At 63.8% G+C, this 12,618-nt stretch carries 11 protein-coding genes; 10 read left to right on the top strand and 1 reads right to left on the bottom strand.

From position 1 onward, the window contains the following. Positions 1-98 precede the first annotated feature (98 nt). The 5 genes from NKI54_RS25215 to NKI54_RS25195 all read left to right on the top strand — a co-directional run bounded on the left by NKI54_RS25215 (position 99) and on the right by NKI54_RS25195 (position 6,797). A complete protein-coding gene (locus NKI54_RS25215) occupies positions 99-1,112 on the top strand; it encodes an ABC transporter substrate-binding protein (protein WP_352574532.1) in 1,014 nt (337 codons plus the stop codon). Between the two features lie 74 nt (positions 1,113-1,186). Then, positions 1,187-2,680, top strand: a complete 1,494-nt coding sequence (locus NKI54_RS25210; protein WP_352636964.1) for a sugar ABC transporter ATP-binding protein — start codon at positions 1,187-1,189, stop codon at positions 2,678-2,680. A gap of 1 nt (position 2,681) precedes the next feature. Further along, positions 2,682-3,656: an ABC transporter permease gene (locus NKI54_RS25205; RefSeq protein ID WP_023678190.1), complete on the top strand. Its 975-nt coding sequence runs from the start codon at positions 2,682-2,684 to the stop codon at positions 3,654-3,656. A gap of 2 nt (positions 3,657-3,658) precedes the next feature. Next, positions 3,659-4,606, top strand: coding sequence for an ABC transporter permease (locus NKI54_RS25200; protein ID WP_352456288.1), 948 nt, complete (start codon positions 3,659-3,661; stop codon positions 4,604-4,606). A gap of 121 nt (positions 4,607-4,727) precedes the next feature. Then, positions 4,728-6,797: a 3-hydroxyacyl-CoA dehydrogenase NAD-binding domain-containing protein gene (locus NKI54_RS25195; protein WP_352692614.1), complete on the top strand. Its 2,070-nt coding sequence runs from the start codon at positions 4,728-4,730 to the stop codon at positions 6,795-6,797. 8 nt (positions 6,798-6,805) lie between these two features. Here the strand turns inward: NKI54_RS25195 and NKI54_RS25190 are convergent, their stop codons facing one another. Continuing rightward, positions 6,806-7,618 (bottom strand): helix-turn-helix domain-containing protein, encoded by an 813-nt coding sequence (locus tag NKI54_RS25190; RefSeq protein ID WP_292657193.1) that lies wholly within the window; start codon positions 7,616-7,618, stop codon positions 6,806-6,808. Between the two features lie 114 nt (positions 7,619-7,732). On the opposite strand from NKI54_RS25190, the gene NKI54_RS25185 reads away from it, so the two are divergent. The 5 genes from NKI54_RS25185 to NKI54_RS25165 all read left to right on the top strand — a co-directional run bounded on the left by NKI54_RS25185 (position 7,733) and on the right by NKI54_RS25165 (position 12,535). Continuing rightward, a complete protein-coding gene (locus NKI54_RS25185; protein ID WP_023678187.1) occupies positions 7,733-8,863 on the top strand; it encodes an ABC transporter ATP-binding protein in 1,131 nt (376 codons plus the stop codon). Further along, on the top strand, positions 8,844-10,007 hold the full coding sequence (locus NKI54_RS25180) for an ABC transporter substrate-binding protein (protein ID WP_023678186.1): 1,164 nt from the start codon (positions 8,844-8,846) through the stop codon (positions 10,005-10,007). Before NKI54_RS25185 ends, NKI54_RS25180 begins: the two co-directional genes overlap by 20 nt. Before the next feature lie 77 nt (positions 10,008-10,084). After that, the gene (locus NKI54_RS25175) at positions 10,085-10,948 is read left to right on the top strand and encodes an ABC transporter permease (protein ID WP_023678185.1); all 864 of its coding nucleotides are present in this window, start codon (positions 10,085-10,087) and stop codon (positions 10,946-10,948) included. Continuing rightward, positions 10,948-11,760 carry an ABC transporter permease gene (locus tag NKI54_RS25170; protein ID WP_292657203.1) on the top strand — a complete coding sequence of 271 codons (813 nt, stop codon included), beginning with the start codon at positions 10,948-10,950 and terminating at the stop codon, positions 11,758-11,760. Before NKI54_RS25175 ends, NKI54_RS25170 begins: the two co-directional genes overlap by 1 nt. Before the next feature lie 13 nt (positions 11,761-11,773). After that, positions 11,774-12,535 (top strand): SDR family NAD(P)-dependent oxidoreductase, encoded by a 762-nt coding sequence (locus NKI54_RS25165; RefSeq protein ID WP_023678183.1) that lies wholly within the window; start codon positions 11,774-11,776, stop codon positions 12,533-12,535. The last annotated feature ends 83 nt before the right edge of the window (positions 12,536-12,618 follow it).

Here is a 12,618-nt window from a genome sequence, read left to right as displayed (position 1 = left end):
GATAATAGATAAAAAACAAGATTGTGAGCGTATCAGCCAGTACCCACCAGCCAGCCATTAACCACCAGTAAGACAGCAACTCACGGGAGGAGTATGACATGAGGAAAATATTCGTTTTGGGGGCTCTTGCGGCGATGCTCGCCGCAGGTACCGCGCTTGCCGATACCAGCGGCAAGAAAATCGCCTTCTCCAACAATTACGCCGGCAATTCCTGGCGGCAGGCGATGCTGGACAGCTACGCCATCGTTACCAAGAAGGCGGTTGCCGACAAGGTGGTCGGCGCCGCGGACGTCTTCACGACGGCCGACAAGGAAGTGCCGACGCAGGCAGCCCAAGTGCAGAACCTGATCCTGCAGGGCTATGACGCGATCGTCATCAACGCGGCGTCTCCGGATGCGCTCAACGGCGCCATCAAGCAGGCCTGCGACGCCGGCATCGTCGTCGTCTCCTTCGACGGCATCGTCACCGAACCCTGCGCCTACCGGGTCGTCGTCGACTTCAAGGACATGGGCAAGCAGGAAGTCGAGCAGATGGCCAAGTTCCAGCCCAAGGGCGGCAACCTGCTGGAAATCCGCGGCCTCGCCGGCACCTCGATCGACGATGCCATCCATGCCGGCATCCTCGAAGGCGTCGCTGCCCATCCCGAGTTCAAGATCGTCGGCTCGGTGACCGGCGACTGGGACCAGACCACGGCACAGAAAGCCGTAGCGACGATCCTGCCTTCGCTGCCGGATGTTGTCGGGGTCGTCGACCAGGGCGGTGACGGCTACGGCGCGGCGCAGGCTTTCGCCGCCGCCGGCAAGCCACGCCCGACCATCATCATGGGCAATCGCCAGGACGAGTTGCAGTGGTGGAAGGAGCAGAAGGAAAAGGACGGTTACCAGACCTGGTCGGCATCGATCGCACCGGGCGTATCGACGCTTGCCTTCTGGGTGGCGCAGCAGGTGCTCGACGGCCGCACCGACGTGCCGCACGACCTGCTGGTGCCCTATCTTGCCTTCACCCAGGACGATTTCGAGGCCGCGCTGCCGAAGATTCCGAAGGGCGGCGTCGCCAGCCACGAATACACGCAGGAAGACGCCATCGCGGCGATCAAGGCCAACATCAAGTGAGCATGGCACTATTGTTGCCGCCACGGATAAACGGGTATCGTTGAGGGATGCCCGAGGCCAATGCAGACATCATCATGCCGGACGGCGCCGAAAAGCTTTTCGGCGCCGTCAGTTTGGACATCATAAGACTGGACGGAGCCGAAAAACATTTCGGCGCCGTCAGGGCGCTCGCCGGTGTCGATTTCAGCGTTTGTGCCGGAGAATGCGTCGGTCTCGTCGGCCATAACGGCGCCGGAAAATCGACGCTCATGCATATGGTGGCGGGCACGCTTGCCCCCGACAGCGGGCAGATCGCGGTCCGCGGCGGTGTCGAGGCAAGTTATTCGGTGCCGCGCGCGCAGCAACTCGGCATACGCTGTGTGTTCCAGGAGCTGTCGCTCTGCCCGAACCTCAGCGTCGCCGAGAACACGCGGATCAACCACGCGTCGCTGCATGGCTTCGGCTGGCGGCGCAAGGCGGCCGATCTGATCGCCGCCAAGCTCGACGAGATCTTCCCCGGCCACAGCATCTCGGCATCCGACATCGTCGGTGATCTTTCCATCACCAGCCGGCAGATGGTGGAGGTGGCGCGCGCCTTCACGGTCACGCAGGAGCCGCTCGAGCTGGTTATCCTCGACGAGCCGACATCCTCGCTCGACGCGCATACCGCCGGCCAGCTGCTGGCGTTCGTGCGCCGCTTCATCGCCGCCGGCAAGAGCTGCATCCTGATCTCGCATGTGTTGGGCGAAGTGCTCGGAAATGCCGACCGCATCGTGGTGATGCGCGACGGCAAGGTGGTCGCCGCCGGGCAGGCCGACGCCTTCGACCGCGACAGCCTGGTGACGGCGATGGGCGGAGCGGAGGCGCGCGAGAAGACCGCCGCAGAAATTGCGAGCGGCAAGCCGGAGCCCGGCCCGCTGCGGGTCCGGGCGCGCCCGGCGCGACAGCAGGACGGCAACGAGCTCGTCGCCCGTGCCGGTGAGATCATCGGCCTTGCCGGACTTGCCGGGCATGGGCAGACCGATCTTTTGCTGGCTATCTTTGCTGCGGCTTCCCGTGCCAAGACCGGCATCGAGGTCACCGCGCCGGTGGCGCTGGTTGCCGGCGACCGCCAGTCGGACGGGATTTTTCCGCAATGGTCGATTGCCGAGAACATTGGCATCCGTTCGCTGGCGCGATTGCGCAACGGCCTCTTGATCTCGCCGCAGCGCGAAGCCGAGCTCGCGGAGTTGTGGCAGCGGAAAATCGGCATCCGTACGCCCGACATGAACAACAACATCTTCTCGCTGTCCGGCGGCAACCAGCAGAAGGCGCTGTTCGCGCGGGCGCTCGGCTCCGACGCCAAGATCGTGCTGATGGACGATCCGATGCGCGGCGTCGACATCGGCACCAAGCTCGAAGTCTACGACCTGGTGCGCGAAGAGGCTCGCCATGGCCGCACCTTCCTCTGGTACACCACCGAAACCGAAGAGCTCGACAATTGCGACCACATCTATGTGTTCAAGAACGGCCGGATCGTCGCCAATCTTCGTCGCGACGAACTGACGGAGGAAAAGATCATCCAGTCCTCGTTCGGCGATGCGGCCTGAGATGACAGCGGTATCCGTCGAGAATGGGCTAAAATCTTCGGCTCGCGCCACGAGGCGGGCGCGCATGCTGCGCAGCCTGCTGCCGGCACTGTCGCTGGCGCTGGTGCTCATCGCCATCGCCTGGCTCAACCCGCGCGCCATCAGCTATTTCGGTTTCAGCCTGATGCTCAATCTGGCGATCCCGATCGCTCTGGCGACGATCGCGCAGATGTTCGTCATCGCCGGCAACGAGCTCGATCTGTCGATTGGCACCTTTGTCGGCTTCGTCGGCTGCGTGACGGCGACATGGCTGAAGGACGCGCCGCTGCTCGGCGTCGTCATCCTGCTCGGGTCGATCGGCGTCTACGCGCTGCTCGGCGCGCTGATCCATCTGCGCAACCTGCCCTCTATCGTGGTGACGCTCGGCATGAGTTTTGTCTGGCAGGGCATGGCCATCCTCATCCTGCCCAAGCCCGGCGGCAAGGCGCCGGACTGGCTGCTGGCGCTGATGGCCTTCAAGCCACCCTTCATTCCGTTCCCGATCATCGCGGCATTGCTGATCGCAGCCGTCGTCCACTTTGGCCTGATGCGCACCTCCTACGGCGTCATCCTGCGTGGATCGGGCGGCAATTCAGCCGCACTCAAACGCGCCGGCTGGTCGCTGCTGCGCACCAAGATCGCGCTGTTTGCGCTGACCGGCCTGTTCGGCGTTTTGTCCGGCATGGCGCTGATCGGCATCACCACCTCGGCCGATGCCAATATCGGCAATGGCTACACGCTGCTTTCGATCGCCGGCGTCATCCTCGGCGGCGGCGAGTTCGTCGGCGGCCGGGTGTCGCCGATCGGCGCCGTCATCGGCGCGCTGACGCTGGCGCTGGCGGCATCGCCCCTCTTGACGTTCATGCACATTCCGCCCGACTGGCAGGTCGCCGCCAATGGCGCCATCCTGATCATCGTGCTGGCGGCGCGGGTGCTGATCAGCCGCAGGGAGAGGTGAGCATGGCATCGCTGCGGACACTGCTTGCCAGACCCTGGATCTGGTCGTTCTTCGGGGCGCTGCTGGTGTGGCTGGCGACCATCGCCTTCACCGGCGGCTACGGCGGCGGCGGCATGATCACGGCGGCGCTGTCGCTCGCCGTCTTCACGGTCATCGTCGGCGTCGGGCAGATGTTCGTCATCACGCTCGGGCCGGGCAATGTCGACCTGTCGCTGCCGGCCAATATCGGCCTTGCCAGCGCCGTCGCCATGAAGGTCATGGACGGCAATGATGCGATGATCGCGGTCGGCCTGCTGGCAGCGCTTGCCTGCGGCATGGCGATCGGCGCCGTCAACTATCTGCTGATCTGGGCGCTGCGCATTCCGCCGATCATCGCGACGCTGTCGGCCAGCTTCGTCATCCAGTCGGTCGATATCAGCTATGGGCGGGGCCTGCAGATCAAGCCGCCGCCGGGCTTTGCCGATTTCACCAACTGGCAGATCTTCGGCATCCCGGTGCTGGCGATCCTCACCGTGCTGTTCACCATCGGCGCCGGCATCGTTTTGCAGCGCATGATCTACGGACGCTCGGTGCTGGCGATCGGCCAAAACATCCGCGCTGCCTGGCTGGCCGGCGTCAATGTCGGCCGCACCCGCTTCCTCACCTACACGCTGTCGGGCGCGCTCGGCGGCCTCGACGGCGCACTGCTCGCCGGCTATTTCCGCGGCGCCAATGTCGATATCGGCAATGAGTATCTGCTGGCCTCGATCGCTGTCGTCGTCATCGGCGGCACGTCGGTGGCGGGCGGCAAGGCCAATGTGCCGGGGGTCTGGGGCGCGGCGCTGTTCCTGGTGCTGCTGTTGACCATGCTCAACACATTCGGCGTCAGCGTCGGCGTCCGCCTGGTGCTGACAGGGCTGATCATCGTCGGCGTCATCACCGCCGCCGGTGGGCAGAAGGCGCTGCGCTAAGGCAAGGCCACCCGGCGGCGAGGGGATATCGATCCGGCCCGCAAAACACGTGGTTCCCATCCGCATGCCAGCGCTGTAAATCCCGTCGCGCTATTGGCCAACATCATTGCGTGAGGTTTGCGTGTTCGATTTCGTCAGCACTACAAGGCACGGCAACGTCGCGGTGGTGAGCATCGACAATCCGCCGGTCAACGCGCTGAGCTTCCATGTGCGCGAGCCGCTGATGCAGGCGCTCGTTTCCCTGCGCGACGAGCCGTCGGTCGGAGCAATCGTGATAGCATGCGCCGGGCGGGCCTTCGTCGCCGGCGCCGACATCACCGAATTCGGCAGGCCGGCGCGGCAACCGGACCTGGGCGCCCTAGTCGCCATGCTGGAAACCATCGCCAAGCCGACGGTCGCGGCCATTCACGGCACTGCGCTCGGCGGCGGCCTGGAACTGGCGCTCGGCTGCCATTTCCGTGTTGCCGACCGAACGGCAAGGCTCGGCCTGCCGGAAGTCAAGCTCGGCCTGCTGCCCGGCGGCGGCGGCACGGTTCGCCTGCCGCGCTTGGTTGGTCCGCTGAAGGCACTCAACATGATCGTTTCGGGAACGCCGATCGGTGCGGCCGAGGCGCTCGCCGCCGGCCTGGTGGATGCCGTCTTCGATGGCGACCTGACCGCGCAAGCGGTGAGTTTCGCCAACGAAACGGCCGCGAAAGGCGGTCCGTTCACGCCGGTGCGCGACCGCAATGATCGCCTCGACCAGGCCGACTTGCCGGCGTTCGACAAGGAAGCGGCAGTGCTTGCCGGCAAAGCACGCGGCCTCGAGGCGCCGATTGCCTGTGCGCAGTCGGTCCGCAACGCCCTGACGCTGCCCTTCGACGAAGCGCTGGCGGCGGAGCGCGACCTGTTCGTCAAGCTTGTCGCCGGGGACCAATCACGCGCGCAGCGGCATTTGTTCTTCGCTGAACGTGAGGCGGCAAAGATTGCCGGCAAGGACGTCGTCAGGCGCAAGATCGCCCGGGTCGGCGTCATCGGTGCCGGCACGATGGGCGGCGGCATCGCCATGGCGTTCGCCAACGGCGGTCTTCCCGTGACCTTGCTGGAAACAACGCAGGAGGCATTGCAACGCGGACTGACGACGATCGACAAGAATTATGCCGTTTCCGTTATCCGCGGCTCGCTGAGCGAAGACGCCAAGCGCGAGCGGCTGGATTTGTTCAGGGGCAGCACCGACTATGCCGACCTCGCCGATTGCGACCTGATCGTCGAGGCCGTGTTCGAGGAAATGGCGGTCAAGAAGGAGGTATTCGGCAGGCTGGATGCCGTGGCCAAACCGGGCGCGATCCTCGCCACCAATACCTCCTATCTCGACGTCAACGAAATCGCCGCTTCGACGTCGCGGCCGCAGGATCTCCTCGGCATGCATTTCTTTTCGCCGGCTAACGTCATGAAGCTTTTGGAAATCGTCCGCGCCGACAAGACTTCGCCCGACGTGCTGGCGACCATCGTCGATCTGGCACGGCGGATCGGCAAGGTGCCGGTCGTTGTCGGCGTCTGCCACGGCTTCGTCGGCAACCGCATGCTGGCGGCGCGCGGTGCGGAACTGGAGACGCTTCTGCTGGAAGGCGCAATGCCGCGCCAGGTCGACCAGGTGTTCACCGATTTCGGCTGGCCGATGGGGCCGTTCGAGATGAGCGATCTCGCCGGCCTCGACATAGGCTGGCGCAACCGCAAGGCGCGTGGCCAGACGGCCGTGATCGCCGATGCGTTGTGCGAACAGGGACATTTCGGCCAGAAGACCGGCAGCGGCTTCTATCGCTATGACGGCGGTTCGCGCACGCCGCTGCCCGATCCCGATGTCGAGGCGCTGATCCGCAACAAGGCTGCCGAGCGCGGTATTGCACCGCGCGCGACCGGCGCCGAGGAGATCATCGAGCGGACGCTCTATCCGATGATCAACGAGGGCGCCAAAATCCTCAAGGAAAAGATTGCCGCCCGCGCCTCCGATATCGACGTCGTCTGGGTCAACGGCTACGGCTTCCCGATCGGCAAGGGCGGGCCGATGTTCTGGGCGAGCCTCGAAGGCGTGGACAAGATCATCCGGCGGCTGGATCACTGGCACCAGCAGACCGGCAAGGATGTCTTTCGAGTGGCACCCCGGCTCAGGCAGATGGCCGAAACCGGTTCCTGGGACGGCGCTGCCGGCTGAACTTGGGACTACCGAATCCGTGCGTCCATGATCTCGACAAAACGCGCAAACAGACCCGCCTGCGACTTTATCTTGAGCTTGCGGTAAATGTTGCGGCGATGAACTTTTACGGTTCCCGGCACGATGCGCATCGCCCTGGCAATCGATTCCGTGGAATGGCCCTGAAGCACCAGATCGACGACATGCTGTTCGCGCGGCGTGAGCGAAAGGCTCTTCCAGATGTGAGCACGTTCGAACTCACTGACCGGAGCAATCGCCTCGTCTTGCTTCGTCCCAACCGGTCCGTCAGCCGGAAGGGTAGGCCAGCGCAGCCTGACGAGGCTGATCACCGCAGGCGCCATGTCGCGCAGCAACCTGGCATCGGCGGTTCCGAACGGCCCCGAAGCGCGCAATCGCATTAGCGAGACCACCAGCGCGTCCTTTCCCGGCAGCGGCACGAAAAAGCCGACCTCCTCCGCAAGCCTGGTCTGGCTGTAATAGGAGCGGTAATATTCGCTGGCATAGAAGCGATCCGGCGCCAATTCGCGCATGCGCCAAAAGCCTTCCTTGCGCTCGACTGCCGCATGGTGGAACGGATCGAGCAGATAAGGCCCTTCCTGATAGAGCGCGACGAAGACGTGGCTTTCGGCCGGCGAGAATGTCTCGAACAGCAGCGGCGGGCGTGAGGCGCCGCGATAGCCGAAGATCACGCAATGATCGAAGCTGACATGCTGGCGGAGCCAGGCGACCATCGCCTTGCCGAAAAGCTCGCCGCTCGTCTCCCGCGTCGCTGCGATGAGCGCAGCGAGCCGGCTGTATTCATCGCTGCGTGAAACGCCCAATTCATACCCCTCCAGACGAGAAAATAGACGAAATATACCACCTGGGAGGTATATACTAGCCGCCATTGGCTCTGATAGCGTTTCGAGACCAACTAGCCGCTGGAGCCCGCAGCTTTGACCGCAGTGCCCGACATCGAGTTTCGCGGGGTCACCAAACGCTACGGCAGCGTGATCGCGGTCAGCGGCATCGATCTTGCCATCCCGCCGTCTGCCTTTGTCGCGTTGCTCGGGCCGTCCGGCTGCGGCAAGACAACCTGTTTGCGCATGATCGGCGGTTTCGAACAGCCAAGCGAAGGTGTGGTATTCATCCGTGGCCGCGACATGGCCGGCACGCCGCCCTATCGGCGGCCGGTCAACATGGTGTTCCAGCAATATGCGTTGTTTCCGCATCTGGATGTGGCGGACAACGTCGCCTATGGCCTACGCCAGGCGCGGCCGCGCCTGTCGTCGCGGGAGATCAGCCTGAAGGCAGGCGAGGCGCTCGCCATGGTTCGGCTCGCCGGCTATGGACGCCGCAAGATCCATGAGCTTTCCGGCGGCCAGCAGCAGCGTGTCGCCCTGGCGCGGGCGCTGGTCAACAAGCCGGCGGTGCTGCTGCTCGACGAGCCCCTGGCGGCGCTCGACAAGAAGCTGCGCACCGACATGCAGATAGAGCTGCAGAACCTGCAGCGCGAGATCGGCATCACCTTCGTCCTGGTCACCCACGATCAGGAAGAGGCACTGTCGATGAGCGATTTCGTCTGCGTCATGAATGGCGGGCGCATCGTCCAGCTTGGGCAGCCGAGCGAAATCTACGACGAACCCGCCGACCTCTTCGTCGCCGATTTCGTCGGCAAGACCAATCTCTTGAGCGGCAAGGTCGTCGGGCTCTCGGGCAAGCTCGTCGAGGTAGCGCTTGCCGACGGCACCGTCATCGCCGCGCGCAAGCGCACTTCGCTAGCCCAGGGCGAAGCCGTCTCGGTCAGCCTGCGTCCTGAATCCTTAAGTCTCGGCGCGCCCGGAAGCGGCCGGCTGAACGGGCTTGTCCGCAACCGGATCTTTCTCGGTTCCACCGCGGAATATGCAATCGAGGTCCAAGGCATCGGGACACTGCTCGCCAAGGCCGACCATCTGGTTGGCGGTGGAAATCTCTTCAAGCCGGGTGAACCCGTCGCCGTCGGCTTTACAGCCGGAACGCCGCTGGCGTTTCCGGAGAATAACGGGACCAACCAGAGGGAAAACAAAAATGTCGAAATCGTATCGTGACGGACTGCCGATAAGCCCTGAAAAATTCATCGACCAGTTGATGCGCCTCAAGCGCGGTTCCATCGGCCGCCGCGAGTTCCTTGGCCTCACCGGCCTAGGCATCGCAACGGCAGTAATGGCCCGCGAACTCGGCATCATGCCGTCGCCGGCCTTCGCCCAGGAGGGGCTTGGCGACCGCATGTCGATTGCCACCTGGCCCAATTATCACGACCCGGCGACGTTCGAGAATTTCAAGGCCGAAACCGGCGTTGCCGTCGAGGTGAACGTGTTCGGGTCAAACGAGGAGATGCTGGCCAAGCTGCAGGCCGGCGCCTCGGGCTGGAGCCTTTTCGTTCCGACCAACTACACGATCTCGACTTACAAGAAGCTTGGCATCATCGAAGCGCTGGATATGGCCAAGCTTGCCAATTATGACGGCTCGCAAGAAGACCCGCGCTTCACTGGGGAAGGCACCATCGACGGGGTGACCTACGCTGTGCCGAAGAATTGGGGCACCACCGGATTTGCCGTCAACACCAAGAAACTGACCAAGCCGATGACGAGCTGGAAGGAATTCTGGGACACGGCCATGGCGGAGGGTGACGGCCGGACCATGGTTCATGATTACCAACTGACCACGATCGGCAACGCGCTGAAATATTTCGGCTTCTCGTTCAACTCGCTGAAGCCGGACGAACTCGCCAAGGCGGAGGAATTGCTGCTGAAGGTCAAGCCGCATCTGTTCGCGGTCTCCAGCGACTACCAGCCGTCGATGCGTGCCGGCGACGCCTGGATGACGATGTGCTGGACCAATGACGGGGCGCAGCTCCACCGCGACATCCCCGAAATCGCCTACGTGCTTGGCAAGGAAGGCGGCGAGATCTGGACCGACTTCTACGCAATACCCAAGGATGCGCCGAACAAGCCTGCCGGCTATGCCTTGCTCAACTATTTGATGAACCCGAAAGTCGCGGTCAAGGAGCACCTGGCCAACGGTGCGCCTTCCACCGATGCGCGGGTCAATGCGCTGCTGCCCAAGGAGGTGCTGGACAATCCGATCCTCTATCCGGCGGCGGATCTGCTGAAGCCGCTCGAATTCGGTGCGGCTGCAACGCTAACCGATCCGGGCCGGGCCGAATTGATGGCACGCTTCAAGTCGGCTTGAACCGGGCAGGCCACAGGCTCGATGCAGGCAACTCACCCGGCGGGCAGATGTCCGCCGGCACCGGGGCGGCTTTTTCAATGCGCAGCAATGTCCTTCGTCACAATCTCCTGACCGCCCTGCTGCTCGGTCCAGCAACGGCGTGGCTGGTGGTGTTTTTAGTTTTGCCGTTCGTGGCGATCGCCGTTTTCAGCGTCGGCGAGCGGGCGCCGGAAGGCGGCTATCAGGCCGCTTTCACCTTGGCGCAGTATGCCAATCTTCCGGCGCGGGCGACTGCCTTCTGGAACACCATGGTGCTGGCGCCGGCGGGCGCACTGGCCTGTCTTCTCGTTGCCTATCCGGTCGCCTATTACCTCGCTTTGCGCGCGCCGGAACGGTGGCGGCTGATCCTGCTGGCGCTTGTCGTCATCCCGTTCTGGACCAGCCTGCTGATGCGAACCTATGCCTGGATGTATGTGCTTGGCGGGCGCGGCATCCCAGCTCTGCTGGCCTATGTCGGGCTGGAGGACGTGCGGCTGATCAACACGCCGGGAGCGGTTCTGCTCGGTATCGTCTATGGTTATCTGCCGCTGATGATCCTGCCGATCTATGTCAGCCTCGAGCGGCTCGACCGCCGGCTACTGGAGGCCTCCGCCGATCTCGGCGCGACGCCGATCTCGACATTCCTCGGCGTGACGCTGCGGCTGTCGCTGCCAGGTGTGATGACCGGCTTCTCGCTGGTCATGATCCTGCTGCTCGGCGAATATCTGATCCCGACGCTACTCGGCGGCGGCAAGGTCTTCTTCATCGGCAACGCGCTGGTCGATCTGTTCCTGCAATCGCGCAACTGGCCATTTGGATCGGCAATCGCCATCACACTTGTGGCGGTTTCAGTGGTCGTGCTGCTTGCCGCGAACCGCATTTCGACCCGGCTTTCGGGTGCCCGCCGGGTGGACCTGATCTGATGCGTGCCTTCGTCGTTGCGGTCTTTGCCTTTCTCTACCTGCCGATCGCGCTGGTGGTGCTGTTTTCGTTTAACGCCGGCCACCACGCCAGCGAGTTCACTGGCTTCTCGGTGCAATGGTACGGCAAGGCCCTGGCAAACCCGTTCCTGGTCGAAGCGCTGAAGAACAGCCTGTTCATCGCCACGACCAGCGCCTTGCTGGCGGCGCTGTGCGGCACGGCGGCCGCGCTTGGCCTGGCGCGTGTCGGCGCGCGGACGCGAGCCGTCTTCGATGCGCTTTTGGGTGCTGCGATCGTCGTTCCTGGCGTCGTCATCGGCATCTCGACGCTGGTCGCGCTGGTCCAGCTATTCGGGGTGGTCAACCCGTTTGTCGCTTCGCTGTGGCCGAACGACCAGCCACCGCGCCTGGCGCTCGGCTATGGCTCGATCATCGCCGCGCACGGGCTGTTTTCGATGGCGCTGGTGGCGATGATTGTCGGCACGCGCCTCGGCAGCCTCGACCGCAATCTGGTCGAGGCCTCGAGCGATCTTTACGCTACCCCGCTGACGACGTTCCGCAGCATCGTGTTGCCGCAGATCATGCCGGCGGTGATCGCCGGCTTCCTGCTCGCCTTCACATTCTCCTTCGACGATTTCATTGTCGCTTTCTTCGTCGCCGGCGCACAGACGACATTGCCGATCTATGTCTTCGCCTCGATCCGGCGCGGGGTCACGCCGGAGATCAATGCCATCGCGACGATCGTGCTCGTCGCCTCCGTTTTGCTCGTGGTGCTTGCCCAATGGCAACTGCGCCAACGAAAACCATCACACTGAAAGATAAAAAAACATGATTCTGAGAGATCGCATCGCCGTGGTGACGGGTGCCGGGTCGGGGATCGGGCGTGCCGGCGCCATGATGATGGCCAGGGAAGGCGCGCTCGTGGTGATCGCCGACAGGGACCAGGCGGCGGGGGAAGCAACCGCTTCCGACATTCGTGCGGCCGGCGGTCGGGCCGAGGCCGTCGCCACCGACGTCGGCGAGGATGCGGCGGTCGAGCAGCTCATTGCGGGAACGCTGGGCCGGCATCGGCGGATCGACATCCTGCACAATCATGCCGGGATCCAGGTCGGCGGCACGCTGACCGAAGTCGGCGCCGACGGCATGGATGCCTCCTGGCGGATCAATGTGCGGGCGCAGTTCCTCGCGGCCAGGCTGGTCATGCCGTCGATGATCGCGCAAGGCGGCGGGGTGATCCTGAATACCGCCTCGAATTCGGGTGTGTTCTACGACCGCGAAATGATCGCCTACGCAACGTCAAAACATGCAGTGGTGGCGATGACCCGGCAGATGTCGCTCGACTATGCCAAACACAATGTCCGCATCAACGCGCTGTGCCCCGGCTGGGTCGATACGCCCTTCAACGAGCCGTTCATCGCGCAGATGGGCGGGCGGGCGGCGATCGAGAACTATGTCCGCACCAAGATTCCCATGCAGCGCTGGGCCAGCGCGGAGGAAATCGCCGAAGCGATCCTGTTCCTCGTCTCCGACCGCTCGTCCTTCATGACCGGTCAGGCGCTGGTGATCGACGGTGGAGAAAGCATCGGCTGATCCGCCGCTCCCGGCGGGCGGCAGCTGAAATTCTCTTTGGACTAACGGCCGGCGGCGAGATGTGCTTTCGTCTCAAGGAGAAT

Origin of the sequence: Mesorhizobium sp. M0663 (assembly GCF_040320585.1) — a bacterium.
Lineage (GTDB): Bacteria > Pseudomonadota > Alphaproteobacteria > Rhizobiales > Rhizobiaceae > Mesorhizobium.
This window is presented reverse-complemented; position numbering and strand designations above follow the sequence as displayed.

What these genes read in the sequence shown, in the direction of transcription:
- NKI54_RS25210 (WP_352636964.1), top strand. Translation starts at nt 1,187, where the DNA reads ATGCCGGACGGCGCCGAAAAGCTTTTCGGCGCCGTCAGTTTGGACATC.
- NKI54_RS25205 (WP_023678190.1), top strand. Translation starts at nt 2,682, where the DNA reads ATGACAGCGGTATCCGTCGAGAATGGGCTAAAATCTTCGGCTCGCGCC.
- NKI54_RS25200 (WP_352456288.1), top strand. Translation starts at nt 3,659, where the DNA reads ATGGCATCGCTGCGGACACTGCTTGCCAGACCCTGGATCTGGTCGTTC.
- NKI54_RS25215 (WP_352574532.1), top strand. Translation starts at nt 99, where the DNA reads ATGAGGAAAATATTCGTTTTGGGGGCTCTTGCGGCGATGCTCGCCGCA.
- NKI54_RS25180 (WP_023678186.1), top strand. Translation starts at nt 8,844, where the DNA reads ATGTCGAAATCGTATCGTGACGGACTGCCGATAAGCCCTGAAAAATTC.
- NKI54_RS25175 (WP_023678185.1), top strand. Translation starts at nt 10,085, where the DNA reads ATGCGCAGCAATGTCCTTCGTCACAATCTCCTGACCGCCCTGCTGCTC.
- NKI54_RS25170 (WP_292657203.1), top strand. Translation starts at nt 10,948, where the DNA reads ATGCGTGCCTTCGTCGTTGCGGTCTTTGCCTTTCTCTACCTGCCGATC.
- NKI54_RS25165 (WP_023678183.1), top strand. Translation starts at nt 11,774, where the DNA reads ATGATTCTGAGAGATCGCATCGCCGTGGTGACGGGTGCCGGGTCGGGG.